This window comes from Rhizobium sp. BK376 (assembly GCF_004341625.1).
GTDB lineage: Bacteria > Pseudomonadota > Alphaproteobacteria > Rhizobiales > Rhizobiaceae > Rhizobium.
Window position 1 is genome coordinate 20,133 of record NZ_SLZG01000035.1, and the last position, 18,996, is coordinate 39,128.

Annotated in this window: 12 protein-coding genes; 8 read left to right on the plus strand and 4 right to left on the minus strand. The window is 57.0% G+C overall.

Annotation, left to right across the window (positions count from 1 at the left end; translation table 11 throughout):
* The first annotated feature begins 28 nt into the window (after positions 1-28).
* The 4 genes from EV561_RS33475 (at position 29) to EV561_RS33490 (ending at position 5,338) form a co-directional block, all read left to right on the plus strand.
* A complete protein-coding gene (locus EV561_RS33475; protein WP_132528199.1) occupies positions 29-394 on the plus strand; it encodes a response regulator in 366 nt (121 codons plus the stop codon).
* A gap of 329 nt (positions 395-723) precedes the next feature.
* A complete protein-coding gene (locus tag EV561_RS33480) occupies positions 724-966 on the plus strand; it encodes a hypothetical protein (protein WP_132528200.1) in 243 nt (80 codons plus the stop codon).
* A gap of 30 nt (positions 967-996) precedes the next feature.
* On the plus strand, positions 997-2,202 hold the full coding sequence (locus tag EV561_RS33485; protein WP_132528201.1) for an efflux RND transporter periplasmic adaptor subunit: 1,206 nt from the start codon (positions 997-999) through the stop codon (positions 2,200-2,202).
* A gap of 4 nt (positions 2,203-2,206) precedes the next feature.
* Positions 2,207-5,338 carry an efflux RND transporter permease subunit gene (locus EV561_RS33490; protein ID WP_132528202.1) on the plus strand — a complete coding sequence of 1,044 codons (3,132 nt, stop codon included), beginning with the start codon at positions 2,207-2,209 and terminating at the stop codon, positions 5,336-5,338.
* 188 nt (positions 5,339-5,526) lie between these two features.
* Here EV561_RS33490 and EV561_RS33495 read toward each other — a convergent pair whose 3' ends face one another.
* Positions 5,527-6,180: a DUF1127 domain-containing protein gene (locus EV561_RS33495; RefSeq protein WP_132528203.1), complete on the minus strand. Its 654-nt coding sequence runs from the start codon at positions 6,178-6,180 to the stop codon at positions 5,527-5,529.
* Between the two features lie 299 nt (positions 6,181-6,479).
* On the opposite strand from EV561_RS33495, the gene EV561_RS33500 reads away from it, so the two are divergent.
* Positions 6,480-7,829, plus strand: a complete 1,350-nt coding sequence (locus tag EV561_RS33500) for a glycosyltransferase (RefSeq protein ID WP_132528204.1) — start codon at positions 6,480-6,482, stop codon at positions 7,827-7,829.
* A gap of 291 nt (positions 7,830-8,120) precedes the next feature.
* The gene (locus EV561_RS33505; protein ID WP_132528205.1) at positions 8,121-8,846 is read left to right on the plus strand and encodes a response regulator; all 726 of its coding nucleotides are present in this window, start codon (positions 8,121-8,123) and stop codon (positions 8,844-8,846) included.
* A 628-nt stretch (positions 8,847-9,474) separates the two neighbouring features.
* On the opposite strand, the gene EV561_RS33510 is transcribed toward EV561_RS33505, so the two are convergent.
* The 3 genes from EV561_RS33510 to EV561_RS33520 all read right to left on the minus strand — a co-directional run bounded on the left by EV561_RS33510 (position 9,475) and on the right by EV561_RS33520 (position 14,827).
* Positions 9,475-10,788, minus strand: a complete 1,314-nt coding sequence (locus EV561_RS33510) for an MFS transporter (RefSeq protein ID WP_132528206.1) — start codon at positions 10,786-10,788, stop codon at positions 9,475-9,477.
* Positions 10,789-11,034: 246 nt separating this feature from the next.
* Complete coding sequence (locus tag EV561_RS33515) at positions 11,035-13,602, minus strand: two-component system VirA-like sensor kinase (RefSeq protein ID WP_132528207.1); 2,568 nt, start codon at positions 13,600-13,602, stop codon at positions 11,035-11,037.
* Positions 13,603-13,741: 139 nt separating this feature from the next.
* Complete coding sequence (locus tag EV561_RS33520; RefSeq protein ID WP_245513170.1) at positions 13,742-14,827, minus strand: cytochrome c peroxidase; 1,086 nt, start codon at positions 14,825-14,827, stop codon at positions 13,742-13,744.
* A gap of 467 nt (positions 14,828-15,294) precedes the next feature.
* On the opposite strand from EV561_RS33520, the gene EV561_RS33525 reads away from it, so the two are divergent.
* On the plus strand, positions 15,295-16,323 hold the full coding sequence (locus EV561_RS33525; protein ID WP_132528208.1) for a 2-dehydropantoate 2-reductase: 1,029 nt from the start codon (positions 15,295-15,297) through the stop codon (positions 16,321-16,323).
* A 940-nt stretch (positions 16,324-17,263) separates the two neighbouring features.
* On the plus strand, positions 17,264-18,064 hold the full coding sequence (locus EV561_RS33530) for an alpha/beta hydrolase (RefSeq protein WP_132528209.1): 801 nt from the start codon (positions 17,264-17,266) through the stop codon (positions 18,062-18,064).
* The last annotated feature ends 932 nt before the right edge of the window (positions 18,065-18,996 follow it).

An 18,996-nucleotide genomic window follows, 5' to 3' on the forward strand; every position in this document is an offset into this window, starting at 1 on the left:
GTGGAAATAACAAGGAAAGTTGAATATTGTGTCCCATTCATCCTTAGTCGCGATCGTCGACGATGACCAAGCCATCCGTGAAGCGCTTGACGATCTTGTCAAATCCCTAGGGCATGAGAGCCTTCTGTTCGCCTCTGCCGAAGAGTTCCTGGCTTACGAACCGCGAGAGGCGATCGGCTGCATCTTGGCCGACGTCAAGATGCAGGGCCTTAGCGGGATCGAGCTGCAAGCCAAGCTTAACGAGGAGCCGCACCGCCCCCCCATGATCTTCATGACATCTTATAGGGATGAAAGAACACGTTCGGCTGCGATGAATGGCGGCGCCTTGGCATTTCTCGGGAAGCCGGTCGACATCGGCAGCCTCATCGATTGCCTGGAGTCCGCAATCGTCTAACCGGCCCACCTCGCATGCAAGCTTAGGTCGATATAGCCGAGGCAAGAGCGACGACGATCATCTCCGCGCGGCGCCGGGCAAATTGAGCAGGCTGGTGGTATCCGCCGGCACGCTCAGCCAGCACATCAGAGTCCCCGCACCTGCACCCGATCGGGAAAGCCCGTATCTCAACCCGTGGTATTTTTCACACCACAATCAATGCCTCCGCGGCGCGTCGAAGCAGGGCCGGTTATAGCGCCAATGTCCATGCCCAGCTAAACCTGTGTATAGATGCGACCCGTGCATGACAGGCCTAACCTCTCTTCACAATACAGCCAAGGAGAACGGCCATGTCAAAGGAAAAGCAGAAAATCGTCATTCCGACCGGTGAATCTCGCGGCATCGTTTGCCAGTCGGAAGATGTAGCTGCTGGCAGCGGCGAAGTCGCGAAAACCACCGCCATCATCATCGCCATGCCCTTCGGAATCCGGCCCCGTCGGGCTCATAACGATCCCTCGAAGGATGACGCAGAAGTCGACAGCGGTGTCGCGGACTGTATTCGCCAGGCTTTGTCTCGCCCCTTCGGCAAGTAAGATCTTTAACCCGCGCTCTGGAGATTTGCCATGAACGATTTTGAAAACCCGCATGAGGCCGTAAAGCGTTCCCGATCGACAGTTGTGGCGCTCTCGGTGGTTTGCATGGTGGCGGTCTTTTCCGGCACGGCTATCTGGGTCTCGCTCTGGTATTCGACGACCACTGTTCGAAAAGCAGATGCCGCCGAGACTCATGCCGTTCCATCGATTCCCGTCCAGGCGAGGAGACCGCAGACAAGGGACGTTCCGGTCTATCTGGAAGGACTCGGAACAGTTCAGGCGTTCAATACGGTCTCGATCAAGGCGCGTGTCGACGGCGAGCTGCAGAGCGTGTTGTTTCAAGAAGGTCAGGAGGTCAAGAAGGGCGACCTGCTGGCTGTCATCGACCCCAGACCCTTCCAGGCAGCCCTGGACCAGGCCGTTGCCAAGATTCAGCAAGACCAGGCAAATCTCACCAACGCCCAATACCTGCTTTCGAAAGACCAAACCCTTGAGAAGCAGAATGTGACAACGGCCGAGACCGTCGAGACACAACAAAGCGCGGTGGCTGGCTTCAATGCCCAACTTGCCGAGGATCAGGCTGCAAAGGAGTCTGCGAGCGTCTCGCTTTCCTACACTCAGATCAGGTCTCCGATCGACGGTCGCACCGGCATACGGCTGGTCGACGTGGGTAACCAGATCCACACTACCGACACGTCGGGCATCGTGACCGTCACCCAGACGCGGCCGATCTCGGTCATTTCGACGCTGCGCGAGGATGATCTCGGCGAAGTGCGGGATGCTCTGAAGGCTGGCCCGGTCGAAGTGGCCGCCTTGTCTATGGATCAGCGTTCGGTCCTTGCCACCGGGACGCTCTCGCTCATCGATAACGAGATCGACCAGACCAGCGGGACGCTGCGGATTAAATCCACTTTCGAGAATTCGGACGGGGCGTTGTGGCCGGGCCAGTTCATCAGGCTTCGGGTCCGCGAGAAGGTTCTTCGCAGTGCACTTACGGTGCCGTCTTCAGCCCTCCAGAGAGGTCCTGATGGATACTTCGTCTACGTAGTCGGAAGCAATGGCGCCGTCGCGGCGCAAAAAGTCACCGCAGGCCCAATAGACGATGGCAGCGCCGTCATCGAAACCGGCCTTAAGGGCACGGAGAGCGTCGTCACCGCAGGGCAGTATCGCCTGGAACAGGGAACCCGGGTGTCGGTCGCGGCAGCGACCTCGTCCACAACCGCGCAGAAGGATTAAGATCATGTCCATTTCGTCGTGGTTCATCCAAAGGCCGATCGCAACCTCGCTGTTCATGGCAGGGCTCTTCGCCATAGGCCTGGCGTCCTATCCGCTGCTGCCGGTAGCACCTCTCCCGCAAGTCGACTTCCCGACTATCCAGGTGTCGACGCAATTGCCCGGGGCAGACCCCAAGACGATCGCGTCATCGGTTACCCAGCCGCTCGAACGACAGTTCGGCCAAATCCCGGGCGTGTCGCAGATGACCTCGACGAGCACGCTGGGAAATAGCTCGATCACGCTTCAGTTTGACCTTTCCCGCAACGTCGACAGTGCTGCGCAGGACGTTCAGACGGCGATCAACGCGGCGGGCGGACAACTGCCGACGGGGCTTCCTTCGCCGCCGACCTATCGAAAGGTAAATCCCGCAGATCCACCAATCATGGTTCTCGCGCTGACATCGGATACGATGCCGCTGACGGCGGTTGATGATTTTGCAGAGAGCGTGCTTGCCCAGCACATCAGCCAACTCAACGGGGTATCCCAGGTCCTGATATTTGGCCAGCAGAAGCCTGCGGTTCGCATCCAGATCGATCCTCAGAAAATTGCTGAGCTGGGCCTCTCTCTCGAAGACATCCGCACTGCGGTCACAGGCATTACAAGCAACGCGCCGAAGGGTACGGTGCAGGGCGCCCAGCGAACCTTCACGATCTACGACAACGATCAGTTGTTGAAGGCAGCTCCATGGAATGATGCGGTCATTGCCTACAAGAATGGGGCGCCGATCCGCATCGGCGATGTCGGCAAGGCGGTTGACGGCGCGGAAAATACGCAGTTGGCTGCATGGGCAGACGGAAAGCGGGCAATCCTGTTGCCGATCTTCAAACTTCCAGGCGCGAACGTCATCGACACCGTCGACCAGATCAAGGCGGAGCTACCTCAGCTTGAAGCCATCGCGCCGGCCGCCATCCGCTTTTCCGTACTGAGTGATCGGACGACTACTATTCGCGCCTCCGTTCTCGACGTGGAAACCACGCTGGTGATCACCATCGCACTTGTCGTCATGGTCATCTTTATTTTCCTCAGAAGCTTCTGGGCAACAGCCATTCCAAGTGTCACAGTGCCGCTGGCCCTGCTGGCAACATTGGCACTCATGTACGTCGCCGGCTTCAGCCTGGACAACCTGTCGCTGATGGGCCTCAGTATCGCGGTTGGTTTTGTGGTCGACGACGCGATCGTCATGATCGAGAACATCCATCGACACATGGAAATGGGAAAGACACCGCGACAGGCGGCCATAGACGGCGCACAGGAGATCGGCTTCACCATCATCTCGATCAGCATTTCGCTCGTCGCCGTCTTCATTCCGCTACTCCTGATGGGCGGTATCGTGGGCGAGCTGTTTCGTGAGTTCGCGATCACCGTTACCATGACGATCGTCGTTTCAGCGCTGATCTCCCTCACCATCACGCCAATGATGAGCTCCCGCTTTCTGAAGCCGGAGGAGAAGTCAGGTCATGGGCGGCTCTACATGGCCTTCGAACATGGCTTCGATTACCTGCTCGCGGGCTATCGTCAAACGCTCGACGTAGCGTTGCGCCATCATCGGATAACATTTCTGACCTTCCTCGCGTCGCTGGTCGCAACGGCCTTCGTCTTCGTCGAGATCCCCAAGGGCTTCTTTCCAACGCAGGACACCGGTCTTGTTACCGGGGTCCTCGAAGCATCTCAGGACATCTCGTTTGCCGAAATGTCTCGCCTCCAGATAGAAGCTGGACGCATCGTTGGCAGCGATCCTGGTGTGGCGACCGTCGGCATGCAGGTGGGGGCAGGGCCTGGTCTCACCGTCAATACCAGCCGCATGTTCATCACGCTCAAGCCCCTTGGTGAGCGTGACGCATCCGCCACGGAAATTATCAACCGGCTGCGGCCTAAACTTGCCCAGATGCAGGGCGCTCAGCTCTTTCTTCAGGCGGCACAGAATGTGAATGTCGGCGGACGCAGTTCTGCAACCCAGTTTCAATATACGCTGCAAGACGGCAATGCGGACGAGCTGAACGAGTGGGCGGGAAACCTGCTTGCGAAATTCAAGACCCTGCCGGAACTCGCCGATGTCGCCACCGATCAGCAGAATGGGGGTGCCACGGTCACGCTTGAGATCGACCGCGACCAGGCCTCACGGTTCGGCATTCCGCCTCAGACGATCGACAACACGCTCTATGACGCATTCGGCCAACGGCAGGTCACGCAGTATTTTACCGACCTGAACAGCTATCATGTCGTGCTCGAGCTGGCCCCGGAATTCCAGAATTCTCCCCGGGCGATCGACGGGCTCTACATCAAGTCGCCGCTTACCGGCGAACAGGTACCGCTCAACCTCCTGGTAAAGCAGACCACGGAACCGACCGCTGTCCTGGCGGTCAATCACCAGAGCCAGTTTCCTTCAGTGACGCTCTCCTTCAATCTCTCCAAGGGAGTAGCGCTCAGCCAGGCGGTCGCCGCAATCGGCCAGGCCGAAACCACGATGGGCAAACCGGCCACGCTTATCGGCACGTTCCAGGGCAATGCGCAGGCATACCAGACCTCGCTCGCAAGCGAGCCGGTGCTGGTACTGGCTGCGATCATCGTCATCTATCTCATCCTCGGCGTGCTCTACGAAAGCTACTTCCACCCGTTGACCATTCTTTCAACCCTTCCGTCTGCGGGCCTGGGTGCGCTGGCGATGCTCTGGCTGTTCGGGTTCGATTTCACCGTCATAGCCCTTATCGGCGTAATCCTTCTGATCGGCATCGTGAAGAAGAACGGCATCATGATCGTGGATTTTGCGATCGCCGCGCAGCGTGAGTCTGGGTTGTCACCGGAAGACGCCATTCGACAAGCGTGCCTCCTGCGCTTCCGGCCGATTATCATGACGACCGCCGCCGCTCTTTTGGCCGGCATACCATTGATGCTCGGCCACGGTACCGGCTCCGAACTCCGCCAGCCACTCGGCTACGCCATCGTGGGAGGTCTTATCATTAGCCAGGTGATGACTCTCTACACCACACCCGTCGTCTATCTCTATCTCGAAAAGCTCAGCAGCCTCGCAACGAGACGGAGGCAGACCGGGGCTGTCGCCGAAGCGGCAGCAACGCGATCTCTCGGCCCATCGACCTAAACGTGGGCTGTTTGTTGATTTCCGCTGCGAAATGCCCCGCTTGGGGTGCGGATAAAAACTTGGCGGAAATCAACACGCAAGCGCATCATGGTGATTTTCGGGGGCCAATAGAGGGCCCAATTGGCCGCCTCTTGTCGACATTGCGGCGGCCGGGTCCGGACGCCCCCGGTATCAGAGAAGCGGAAGCATTAGTCCGGAAGCCGCCCGCGTGTAACAACGGCATCGATACTGCAACGCGACAGCCCGATATCCTTCAGGGTGCGATCGTCGAGTGCCTCTAGCGCCATGCGCATCCGCCGGATCTCGGAGGCATGGGTCAATACGCGCCAGGGCGAGGCAAGCATCGACAGGATCGATGATCCCCGACCGGTCGCGGTGCTGCTGGCCGGGTCCGTTCCCGCGTGTGCATCGAGCTCGGCCGGACGTTCCGCGGCGCCTCCTTCCTGCTGCGAATTGCCGAAGCTTACCTTCGCGGTGGATCTATTGGGAAATCCGTCGCGGCTTCCGGGAAATGGAAAGATCGCGTTTTCAAGTATGCTGATCTGTGGGGCAGCCAGTCGGCCCTGATCGTGCCCGGGGATGTGTCCTTCGGCAACGAGCGAATGATAGACTTCCGGATACATGCCAGCACTGCAGAACGCGAAACTGTCCATGATGCCGGATATCATCCCGGACATGGCCGCCTCGAGCCAGCCTCTGCGATCGCTATCGACCTTAGGCGGTTCCGGTTTGAACGTGAGTGGGGACATCTCGACAAGATTCACCGGCTGTCCTTCCCCTCCACGCAGACGGTGATTTTCTGTGTCGTTGCTGGTGCGTGTCGGCTTTCTTTCCAATTGCATTTGCGCTCTCCACTAACTGTCAGGTGTTGACCGAGAGAGCCTGCTGGCATCGGGCTACAGGACCATTTCGAACCTGGAAAAGTCGGTTACGGCTGTAGCAGAGCGGACCTGAAGCTGGGGGAGTGGCTTCGCGCAATTCCCATCCAGGCATTCCAGATTTCAACCGTAGCCATTCAGCCCTGCTCTGAAGCTGAAGCGTAATAGTAGTCGCACACTCTCGCCGTGCTCGGGTCGCTGAGCCGGACTTGTTCCGGTCGAGGCAAAGGGCTGTGTTTCAACAATCAGAGCGATTGAATCTCATGAAAATTCTCATTGCCTCGACGCCCGCAACGGGTCACCTGAACCCACTGCTTGCAATCGGCCGAATCCTGATGGCGGAAGGCCATCAGGTCCTTGTCTTGTCCGGCTCCGCCTTTCGCGGACGCATTGAAGGCATCTCAGCAGAATTCCGTGCCCTTTCCTTTGACGCCGACCTTGATCCGGCCGACATTCATTCGCATGCTCCTGAATTGAAGCTCATCCCGCCCGGTCCCGAATGGCTACGGATAGCCATGGAACGTATCTTCGTCGACACGATCCCCGCCCAGTCCAAGAGCCTGAACCAGGTCCTGCGGGACTTCCCGGCCGATGTCATTATTGGAGACGACATGTTCTTCGGTGTCCTGCCAATGCTGCTAGGGCCGCGGTCGAAAAGGCCGCCGATCGCTCTCTGCGGCACCTCGATCCTGCACTGGCGCCGTGACGACAAGGCGCCGCATTTCATGGGCTTGCCGCCCGCAGCGACGAAGGCGCAGCGAGAACAATACGCGGCGATCGCGCAAGAGCAGGAAAAGCTTGTCGATCTGCCCGTAGCCCGCCGCGCGAATCTGCACCTGGCGGAGCTCGGCGTCGGCCCGCTCTCGGCACCTTTCCTCGATTCAGTCGTGGAGCTTGCCGATTCCTATATGCAGCTATCCGTTCCCGGCTTTGAATATCCTCGCGAGATTCCGCCCTCGGTCAATTTCGTCGGAGCCCTGCCTTTCATTCCGAACCAGGCCCCTATTCCACTCTGGGCGCGTGAGCTGGACGGCTCGCGCAAGGTCGTCCTGGTGACCCAGGGAACGGTGGCAAACCACGATTTCAATCTGCTGCTCGCTCCGACCCTTGCGGCGCTCGCAAAAGAACCCGACGTGCTTGTGGTTGCAACGGCGGGTGGTCGCCCAGTCGAAGCTATTCCGGGTCCAATACCTGCCAATGCGCGCCTCGCAAGCTACCTGCCATTTGAATGGCTGCTTCCCAAGGTCGACGTGCTGGTAACCAATGGCGGCTATGGCAGCGTCAACCAGGCCTTGAGCCTCGGAATTCCTCTGGTTACCGCCGGATTGACTGAAGACAAGGCCGACGTGAATGCGCGGGTGGCCTGGTCCGGTGTCGGCATCGATCTGAGGAGCAACCACCCGACGCCGCAGCAACTGCGAACGACCATTCGCGCTGTACTAGATCAGCCGAACTACCGGTCGAACGCCATCATGATGGCTGCGGAGTTCGCTGCCATCGACACCCGCAGTGAAATTCTGAGGATCGTCAACCAGACCGCCAATGGCTCGGTCGGCTTGAGAATGGACAAGCTTGCCATCGTAACCCAGACACGGGTTGCGCGCCGTCACTAGACCTTTCGTCTGCTAACTGGCTCTTCAATAGAGGCCATATCACGTGAACAGCAGCCCGGAGTCGGAGCGCCCTAGCGCCTCTGCTCCGGGCTACCCTTTAGAGGGCAACAAGGCGCATTTAGATCGACGCCTTGTGCCGGCCTGGCGCGACATTACATCTGTAACCGATTTCCGGATTTCTGAAATCCGGCGATAGCGTGTAGAGCGTCTTAGAGAAACCGCGGGGCAAAGGTTGTGTTTTTGGTCCCAATCAATATGCGTTCTCTATGACAGCCATAGCAGGTGAACAGTGTGAAACACGTCTTAGTAGTCGACGACGATCCGTCCATTCGAAATCTATTGGTTGATTATCTTACGCAACATGCCTTTGCCGTAAGTGCGGTGAGTGACAGCCAGCAAATGGCCCGGGTCCTTAGCAGCGACACAGTGGATTTGGTGGTGGTCGATCTCAATCTTGGCCATGAGGATGGGTTGGAGATCGTCAATATGCTGGCGAGAACTTCGGATGCCCGCATCATCGTGATCAGCGGCGACAGGCTCGAGGAGGCCGACAAGGTCGTCGGCCTTGAGCTCGGTGCCGCAGATTATGTGACCAAGCCGTTCTCCATGCGCGAATTTCTTGCGCGTGTCAGGGCGGTGTTGCGCGAGAGGCCGAAGCGCGCCGTCGAGAAGGATAGAAGATCCTATGTGTTCAGCAACTGGACTCTCAGCCTCAAGCAGAGGCGCCTCTTCTCCGATGCGGGCGACGAGGTGAAACTGACGGCCGGCGAATTCAATCTCCTCGTGGCATTTCTCGAATCGCCGCAACAGGTGCTGTCACGCGAACAATTGCTGGCCGCAAGCAGAGTTCATGAAGAAGAAGTCTATGACCGAAGCATCGACGTGTTGATCCTGCGGTTGCGGCGTAAGCTTGAAACCGATGCTTCGAATCCGGGCCTGATCAAGACCGAGCGGGGTGTCGGCTACTATTTCGATGCCGAAGTCAACGTCGAACAGCATAGGCGGGCAGCATCTTAAATTTCATGGCATCGCTTTAAAACTACTCAACCGCGGCGCTGCTTCGCGGCCGTTTTCACCTGTAGTAGCTGCCTTACAGTTGAAACGACTTACCCTGATCCTGATATCGCCTTGCATTTCTAAGGCATCAGCTTGGCTCCGTCCGAATCCCAACGGAAATGCATTGCGCCGTGGTTGCGACATTCTTCGGACCCAGCCTCGGCGCATCGTAGGAGCCACCTATTATGCGTCAGTTTCCAACAACTCACCTGCTGCCTTCGGTCCCGCAAACTCGTCGCCGACGGGCCAATTTTGTTCAGGCCATCGGTCATCGGTATTTTTCGATCCTTACGCGGCGGCGAACGGTCTTTGCTTCGTGGCGTGGGGCGCGAAAGGCTCCGCTCGCGAGCGGGTTGAACCTGCCGCCTCATATACAGAGAGACATAGGCTTGACCGATATCACCACAGCAGCCTCCGATTTTCGGGACAGCTGGAAAGAGCCCGGCATCTTCGATCTGCCGCGGTTTTGATCATCGAATAACGATCATGCCGGAAATTGCCCGCACGATGTAAACGACGTCGGGCGGGCGTGTTCTCGAGGACCGGCTACGAGAAACGCTGATACGGTTTCGATAAAAGCTGCGAGCAGTCACTGCTGTTGGCGGGTCAGAGTGTCCCTCTCTTCGATCCCTGCGGGAAACTCCATCCTGTCGCCCGTCCTGAAGAGATAGAGGCCGACAGCGAGAGTAAGGGCTGCAATGAAGAGAAGATAATAGGCATGCGCCATCGGGCTGAACGACAAGAGCGAGGCCACAGTGATCGGCGTCAGGCCACCAAAGACAGCATAGGCGACATTGTAGGAGAAGGAGACGCCGGTAAAGCGGACGCGAGCGGGAAACGCACGCACCATCACGTAGGGAACTCCACCGGTCAGGCCCACCGACAGGCCCATCACGGCATAGAGTCCGAGCGCAACCGACATCGATACCCCCGCGAAGCTGTAGAAGGTGAACGTGGAAAGACCGAAGAAAATACTGCCTCCTACAAAGACTGGTTTTGGACCAACTCTGTCGATCAGAGTGCCTGCCCCGATAGCGCCCACGATAACGAAGACAGTCCCAAAACTCGTAGCAGCCAGCGACTGCTCAGCGGAATAGCCGTACAACTGCTGCAGAAGCGTTGACGTCATCAGCGTCGTGACGACGATGCCTGCAGACAGGAACCAGGTCAGCAGCAGCGAGACAATGATGCTCCGGGTGTAGTCGCGCAGGACGACGCGCAAGGGCAATTCCAGGACCAGCAGATGATTTCTTTCCATTTCAGAAAAGACCGGCGTTTCATGAAGCCAGCGGCGTAGATGCACCGCAACCAAGCCGAACAAGCCACCGAGGAAGAATGGAATGCGCCAGGCATAGACAAGCATTTCATCGGCTGTGAACAGGCCATTTATGGCAGCCGCAACGGACGCACCCAGCAGGATACCAAGCGTCAAGCCGGAACAGAGGAAACCGCAACCGAAGCCGACCCTGTAGGAAGAGACGTGTTCGGCAACAAAAATCCACGCTCCCGGCACCTCACTGCCAATGGCCGCACCTTGAATGAGGCGCATGAGGACAAGCAGGATTGGCGCTGCAACTCCAACCGAGGCATAAGTTGGCAGCAAGGCCATGCCGATCGTGGAAAGCGTCATCAGCAGGATTGAAAAGGCGAAGATACGTTTACGCCCAAACAGATCGCCAAAATGCGCGAGCGCTATGCCCCCGAGAGGACGAACGAGATAGCCGGCTCCAAAGATACCGAACGTCTGGATAATTGATAGCCAGTCGGGCGTACCCGGCGGAAAAAACAGCTTGCCGATGACAGGCGTAAAAAAAATGAAAATTATGAAATCATAAAATTCTAAGGCCCCGCCAAGAGCCGCCAGACCGAGCAGACGAAAATCCTGAATAGTCAGTTTCTTCATTTCTGCAGCTTCGTTCTGCGGAGAAAAAAAAGGCTCTTACCCAATGAAATATGCACCTGTTCCTCCATGCCTCATGAAGATCGCGACAAACCATGTTTGCCGAACGCCATCGACAATACGGTCGTTCTGATAGGATGGAAAAACTACATGAGCGCTTCACGCCGGCGGAATTTGGTTACAAACGAAATCCGAGAAGCATTTATCGCCGCTTCGAGAACCGTCGCCAGTCAGAAACCATCTGCCTCGTTACCCCACCTTTCCCGCATAGCGGCCGGCGGCTTGGAGTTGATCCGGTTGCGCGTTGTCGCCGGCCGCCATTTTCTGATGGATCGCATGAGCAAGGCTTCTGGAGTTCAAGGGTTTGCGCAAAGCGCCCAGGCGTCTCAGATTGTGTTCGCTCATCGGGCCGGTCCGATACTGGTCTTTCACGAGCAGCAACGGCAGGCCGGCAAGACTGCGTTCCAGGTCCACAAGCCTTACTGACTCCTCCAGAGACGCAACGTCGATAATTGCAAGGTCCGGCTGCTGATCACTCTTGGCGAGCCACTCCAAAAGCTGCGCAAGCGTGGAAAAGCCGACTGGCTCGTATCCAAGCGCTGCGACCTTCTCCTCATGCATCATCAGAAGGGAATGCTCCTTTTCCAGCAGGATGACGATTTCCCCGTTTCCAAACGGAACGGATTCGTCATTGAAAAACTGGCGCAGAGGAACCGCTGGCTGGAGGCTGGCAGGGAAATAGAGATCAAAGCGCGTCCCCCTGCCAACTTCGCTTTCAACATTGATATGCCCGGCAAGCGCCTGAACATTTCCGTGCACGGCTGCGAGACCAAGACCGGTGCCGCCGCTACGCGATTTTGTCGTAAAGAACGGTTCGAAAATATGCGACAGAACGGCCTCGGGAATGCCTGCGCCATTGTCGGCAATGGCCAGGCGGATGTAGCTGCCGGCGGACAGCACACCATGTGAGAGCAGCCGCCTCGACCGCAACTCCAAAGACGCGACCTCGATTTCGATCCTTCCGGTCTCGTCCGACGCCTCCGCTGCGTTCTTGCAGAGGTTCATGACGATCTGCTGGATTTCTATCGGATTGCCGAGGATGACGGCGGGCTTGTCGACAAGGCGTGAGGTGATCTGAAAAGCATCCGTCAGCGAGACTTTCAGCATAGGCAAGATGCTGGATACCGCTTCGACGACATCGAAAGGCTGGCTCGTTCTCTCGCGCTTGCGGCTGAGGGTCAGAATTTGGTCGATGATCAACCGTGCTCGCTCGCCGGCCGCGACAATCTCCTGCACATAGTGCCGCGTGGTCGATGGCCGTCGCAGTATCTGTAGCGCCATTTCTCCATAACCAAGCATCGATCCGAGTATGTTGTTGAACTCATGGGCAATGCCGGCCGCAAGCGTACCCACGGCCTGAAGCCTTTCGGCATGCTTCAGGCGCTGTTCGAGTGTGTCTCTCTCCTGCCGCTTGCGAACGCGATCGATGCTTTGAATCAAGGCATCAATAGCGCTCTGCATTAATTCGACCTCGTCGGCGCTCGCCTTCGGCCTGGATTCGGCATATTCAAAAATGACCATCGCGGCATCGCGTTCCGATATTTCGCCTTGGACGATGGCACCGGCGCTCATTGCATCCCGCGTGAAGACAAGCTCGCCTTGCGACTGCAGGCTCCTGCAGAAAAAGCGGTTGCGTTTCGGATTGGCGAGATGGCGACGCAGGTCGGCGAGGAATTCGGGTATGAGACTGTCTGACCTGGCGTCCCCAGGAATGTTTTCGTATTTCTCCTCGATCTCGCCCGTCTCGATGTTAAAAAACAGCATTTCATAACGCTTGGCATCAAAATACCGCGCAAGAACCCCCAGGGATCGCTGAATTGCGTCGGCCCAGTCGGACGAGGAAACACTGTCGAAATTCGTCTTAATCTCGTTTCTCGTATTCTCGAAATCCAGACGACGGGCCAGTCGATTGGTTTGAAGGCGAAGGCGGTTGACGAGGAGTAATATATAGAGGCAAAGCACGATCGCGATCGTTCCGAGGAAGAGCCGGCTCCACGTCGCGCGGACGGTGCTCTCGCTATAATCCGCGAGATATTGGTTTTGCAGATCCTGCGCACGAGCCGAAACCTCGGAATTCTGGATAGCGACAACCACATCGTCGACGACCGGCAATGTCGCAAGGACCATATGGCCGTGCTTGGCCAATGCCTCTAGCTTCGCCTCGATGGCCTCGTTCGTTGACGATGTCTGCTGCAAAATAGTGCTGATCTGTTGCGATAAATCGACGTCAGGATGCGTCTGAAACTGCATCATCAAATGGCTAAGCTGATCCCAGGCAGCCGGAAAATTTTGTCTTTCAGCTTCGCGGCTTTTGTAGAGGTCGCTCAGAATTTTGCCGAAAATACTCTGCGAATTCCGCAGAATCGCGTTTGTCGTTTTGAACTGTTCGACCAGCGTCTCGCTTTGCTGGATCGCCAAGGACAATCGTTCGAGAGGCACGGCCAATCGTTGTTGGTCATCGGTATCTGTCGAAAGAGATCTCAGCCGGTTGAGCATCTCATGAAGCTGAACGACCGACCCGACCAGAGGATCGTAGTTGTTCAATAATCCGTCGCGCGCCTGGAGCACGTCACGCTGGAGAGCAGAATCGCTCCGTTCGATCGCGTGGAGAGCAGGAATTACGGCGTCGAGGGTCTTCCTGTCGGGGCCGCGCCCAACAGCCAGGAGAGCAAAAAATATCGCACACAGAATGACGCCGACTATGGCCCAGGGACCGTCGATAATCCTGCGGAAGCGGTGTTTTTTGTCTGCATCCATTCTGAGTTTCAACAGTGTTTCGAAGCAAATTCAGTTCTTGCGCATGTAGGATCTATTGCAGCTTCTCGCTATGCCGCCCCCATCATATTGTTTCCGATACTGGAGCCTGTACCCCCTGATGCGCAGGCAACATCGCCTGCTACTGAGCAGCCGATGGGGCGGAAGCATCCAATGGACGCCCTTTGTACTCTCCCGTCAGGGTCTTCAGGAATGCAACGAAGGCGGAAATGTCATCATTGGATGCAGCATGCCCGAGCTGGACACGAGCCATGATGGCCACAGCTTCAGGAAGGCTCGCTGTACGGCCATCATGGAAGTACGGGGCGGTGACGGCGACGTTTCTCAAACTTGGAACGCGGAACACGCCTTTGTCCTGTTCTGCATGAGTGACGGTCCACCGACCGAGATCGCTTTCGTCGGTCGTGCCCGCAGGGGAAGGCGGCGCATCAAATATTCCGAATTTTTCAAAAAGATTTCCGCCGACATTTGTACCCTGATGGCAGGACGTGCATCCGTAACTCTTGAAAAGCTCGTATCCCCTCAGTTCTTCAGGTGAAAGCGCGGCCGCATTCCCACGCAGATAACGATCGAAACGGGAATTAGGCGTCACCAGCGAGCGCTGAAAGGTGGCCAGAGCATCGAGGACGTCGACGCGCCGGGCCTCGTGACCGTAGACTTTTTCGAATTGAGCATTGTAGTTCTTGGATGCGTTGAGCTTCGAAATGAGATCGTCCCAATTGCTTGCCATCAGGTTCGGATCGAGCAATCCCGCCTCGTTCTGCGCTTCAAGCGTTGTGAAACGTCCAAGCCATCCAAGACGATAATTGTTCGCCGCATTGAAAATCGTCGGGGTGTTGAACCGGTGCATTTGACCATCATGTCCAACAGTTCTTTGCACATGGATGGCGCCGCCGGTGTTGAGATCATGGCACGATGAGCATGCAAGATTGTTCTTTCCCGACAGGATGGGATCTTTAAAGAGGCTCTCTCCGAGCGCGACTTTCGACGGATCAAGCGCAGGCGGATTTTCCAACGGCGTTATCGGCTCTTGATTGGCTCCTTTGTTTGACGCGCTCTCTTGGGCGGCAACAGCGACAGCAAGGATCCAGACCAGACTGGCGGCGAAGATCACGCCGAGTGGTCGCAGATTAGATCTGAAGACAATGTTGAGACCCCTCATCTGTAGATGGCCCGCCTGCTGTGCTCCATCACGATTTCCCTTCAAGGAAGCAGCCGAAACTCCGCTTCTCCTTCTCCACCCGGCCAGTCCTGCAGGCAACGCACCTTTGGGAGGCGAGCCAACACATGACTTCACAAGGCCGTGACTATGGCAGCCGCATTGCAGCTCCGTTTCCAAAACCGGGTCAACGGTTACAGCTGTAACAATGGTGTCATGCTGGCTTTTGACGCGTCTCGATAGGCCTGGGTTCCCGGTGGCTAGGCTTCGTTGGTGTGATCTGATTTCGAGTGGTTTGGACGTCTTCAGGTCGCTGCCCAAATTACAAATGCAAGAAAGCGATCTTCGAATGAAATCGACGATTAACAGCAGCTCCATAGAGATCTCAACGACGTCGTTGGCACGGCGTTACAGCTGCTTGTGCGGCGAAAGCTTTTTGATGGCCGCCCGCCCGAATCTCTGGCCCCCACATGCCTCGATGCGGGACATCGATCTGAAGATGCGTGGAGATAAATATGCCGTTTGAAATTTCTAATGACGATAGCGCCGCTCCGAAGCCTCGGATCTGCATCGCTGGCGCCGGTGCTATCGGCCTGACATTGGCGACGCGCCTGGCGCTTGGCGCTTATCCGGTCAGCGTGGTTGCACGCGGACCGAGCCTTGCGGCGATCAAGAATAGCGGGGTCCGCTTGATCGATGCCGAGGGCGCTCATGCGGCCAAGGTGGCAGCTGGGAAACCAATGGAGCTAGCGCCGGCCGACATCCTGTTTCTCTGCTCCAAGGCGCATGATCTGCCGGAACTTGCCTCTGAAATCGCGCGCCTGATCGGTCCGGAAACGCTGATTGTTCCTGTGATCAACGGAATTCCGTGGTGGTATTTCGAGAACGAGGGCGGAAGACATGCCGGCCGGACCGTGCGATCCGTGGATCCCGACGGCCGCCTCAAACAGCTATTGCCTTCGTCCCAGGTTATTGGCGCCGTCACGACCATTACGGCTGAGCGGTTGGAGCCGGGGCTCGCTCGCAGTCTCAATCCACTCAATATGGTGATCGGCGAGATCGATCATCGTATCACCGCAAGGGTCGAACAAGCCGCTGCAGTTCTGAATTTCTCCGGAATTGCTACCCGCGTAAGCGATCGGATCCGCGATCCCCTTTGGTCAAAGGTCATTGCCAATTTGATCTGCAACCCACTTTCGGTGCTTTCTGGCGCAACGTTGCGCGATATATGCGCCCACCCGTCACTGTCGCGTATCACGCGGAAACTGCTTGAAGAAGGGCTGTTGATAGCGGCCTCATACGGCGCCCGGATGGAGCTCGATCCGGATGCGCTCTTGGCGATGGGCGCCAGCAAGGGCGATTTCAAAACATCCATGCTCCAGGATTTCGAGCGCGGGCAACCTCTCGAGCTGGCAGCGATATGCGGCGCCGTCATCGAACTGGCCGAACTTCAGGGAATATCCATGCCCCTGACGCAGGATATCGCCACCCTCGCGGGCTATCGAAGCAAAGCAGCTCGAGAGCATGAGCTGGCAGCAGCCTAGAGGCGCAGTCGGATCGCGCCTTGAGCCACTCACCTTGTCACATCATCATTGATAGGCGACGACGACTATTCTCAGCCCGGAAATCTCTTCAAGGAGATGTCGCCTGCCCAGTAGAAGGTTCTCTTCGAAATACAGTTCTCGCAATCACATCCACCGCGCCAAAGTCGGAAACATCGCGGCCAAGTAAATATTTGACGGAGCCTGTTTTCTCCTCCCAAGCGAGGCTCCAATGATCGCCCGTGTCATCCCCTCTGGTGCGGGCGATCTCTCAAAGCCGGCTCGATGCCGGCTTTGGGTTCCGACGGGCAAATCTCATACACTATGGATCTGATCCAGTGGCCGCTTGCTGATATCAACCATCCTCTTACCAATTGTGTGCTAGCCCAGTCTTCCAGTCTGCCACGGACAGGCTCCCAAGTTAGCCCCAAACCTGATTACGAGAACGCTCTCCCCGATCTGTTGGTCGACTTTGGAATGGGGGCGGGATCGCGAGACTATTCATGATTGCGCGGCGACAACGGTTGGGCGGCTTGGCCGTGGGTGGCCGGCAACCTTGGCGAAATCGCCATCGGCTAACAAGGTATTCGCCGGTTTTTGAAACGGGGAAGAGCATCTTGAAAGGTCGAAAGGCCATGAACCTGGTTGCACGTCAGACGCCAACGCCGAGCCGATCGATATATCGCTGAGCCGACCGCGCGACGATTTCATCGGCACCTCGTTCAATATTCTTGCCCCGCAAAGACGCCGTATATTCGCTCGATATCTCCGAACTAGCTAGGAGACGCCGAATGATTTCCCCTCTAGAACTGTTGCTGCCAATGGCGCCAGTCGATTGTGAGCAAATGGCATCGCTCGTTGAAGGTCCGAGGGGAGAGCTTGCTGAGCGGATAGTACGTCGGTCGCCTCAAGTCCGAGCGGTGAATGATTAGGAGCAAAGTCTATGCATTCACTTCAACGCAACGGAATAAAACTCTCCTTCCGGTCCACCGAAGTAGGCGACCCCAATCTGGTATTTATCCACGGGTGGTGTTGTGACCATAGCTATTTCGGCCCCCAGATCAGCCGATTTCAATCGCTCGATTATCGTGTGATGGCTGTGGATCTGCGTGGGCATGGGCAAAGCGCGCAACCGCGGCAGAGCTACTCCATGGAGGTTTTTGCAGACGATGTCGGCTGGCTCTGCGATGAATTGGGGATGGCAAAGGCGTACTTCATCGGCCATAGCATGGGGGGCAATGTCGCCTATGAGGTGGGCCGCCGACGGCCTGACCTGGCGGCTGGGGTTGTCATGATCGACAGTGCCGTTACGAGGCCTGCCGCGTCTCGCGCTGCGATGGAACCGTTCCTCCGCGAACTCGAAGGCTCCGGCTATCGTGAGGCCCTTACTTCCTATGTGTCGAACGCGCTTGCGATCCCAACGGACGACAGGGGACGACTTGCCCATATCCTGGAGGATATGACATCAGTGCCGCAACATGTCATGATCTCCGCATTTGAAGGCTTGCGCGACCACGACCCCGCATCCGAAGGGTTGAGGCTGGCTTGTGCTGCCCTCTACATCGCAGCAAGCGAGCCGCAGCCAAGGTGCGATGTCGAGCGTCTGCGGCAACTGGTGCCTGGTCTCGCTTACGGTCAAGTCGTTGGATCCGGTCATTTCTGCCAGTTGGAGGTCCCCGACCAGGTCAACGCCATGATTGAGCGGTTTCTGGCGCTACAGTCAAAGCGCGATCCCCATCGCTGACTACCAGGACCGGAAACGGTATCCATGGGCAGGATGCAAAACGGACTGGCGTGACCGGCCCTCCACACCCCGCGCGTACCTTCCGATGTCCTCGCGGAAATCGCGACCATTGCCGAAGCCACGGACAAATCCCGCAGCTACATCGTCGTTCGCGCGCTACGGAGCTGCCTGATGAACGAGGGAGCTGACGCCCTTGTGTCCATCCGGGGCCCCGCCTAGATCGAGACCGGAGGCAACGAAGACATGGGCGATGTTTTTGCTGACATGGAGCACATCATTGCTGGAAAGGTGGCAAGATCACGGTTCGACCTTCGAAAGAAGCGGCCAATTATATTCGCCGTCAGAATCCCATGTCCGCGCGCAAGCTCGCGGCTGGCTATGAAGACCGCCAGACAGACCTTGCAAAAGTTCTCGAGATAGAGAAACGTCATGCACGGCTTACCGATCACCGGAGGCTTACCTTGTCGTCGGGGACTACCTGCTCGACTTTCGCCGCTTGGCTTCAATCCGCGCGACCGCATCGTCCCCACTCTTGAAGTCAATGCCGCCACTCAAACAAACTCGCGATTGCCTAAAAGGTGAGGCCACAAGGATTTCAGGAAGCGGACCATTGGCGCTTTCTATGTGATCGAACTACGAGACCTGCCTCTGCAAAAATCCACAGGACACATTTTCCTGCATATTCAGTACTTTATACGAAATTTATCGGCATTTCGTTTTTCCCCATTGACGAGTTTACGACGATCTCTTTATAAGCCCGATCACTGACGAGGGCGGCGGCGCTGCTGGCGACGAACTGCTTCGCTCTGGAGTTTCGATAGAAACGACGGTTTGGTGGAGGGATGGTTGCAGGAATGCGGTTGTCTCGTCGGGGAAGATTTTGACTGGTTTTACTGGTCTGTTATTTGACAATTGAAGATGAGAAGAAAGAG

Coding starts and splice junctions, on each gene's coding strand:
- EV561_RS33490 (WP_132528202.1), top strand. CDS start 2,207: ATGTCCATTTCGTCGTGGTTCATCCAAAGGCCGATCGCAACCTCGCTG.
- EV561_RS33515 (WP_132528207.1), bottom strand. CDS start 13,602: ATGGATGCAGACAAAAAACACCGCTTCCGCAGGATTATCGACGGTCCC.
- EV561_RS33480 (WP_132528200.1), top strand. CDS start 724: ATGTCAAAGGAAAAGCAGAAAATCGTCATTCCGACCGGTGAATCTCGC.
- EV561_RS33485 (WP_132528201.1), top strand. CDS start 997: ATGAACGATTTTGAAAACCCGCATGAGGCCGTAAAGCGTTCCCGATCG.
- EV561_RS33495 (WP_132528203.1), bottom strand. CDS start 6,180: ATGCAATTGGAAAGAAAGCCGACACGCACCAGCAACGACACAGAAAAT.
- EV561_RS33530 (WP_132528209.1), top strand. CDS start 17,264: ATGCATTCACTTCAACGCAACGGAATAAAACTCTCCTTCCGGTCCACC.
- EV561_RS33525 (WP_132528208.1), top strand. CDS start 15,295: ATGCCGTTTGAAATTTCTAATGACGATAGCGCCGCTCCGAAGCCTCGG.
- EV561_RS33510 (WP_132528206.1), bottom strand. CDS start 10,788: ATGAAGAAACTGACTATTCAGGATTTTCGTCTGCTCGGTCTGGCGGCT.
- EV561_RS33500 (WP_132528204.1), top strand. CDS start 6,480: ATGAAAATTCTCATTGCCTCGACGCCCGCAACGGGTCACCTGAACCCA.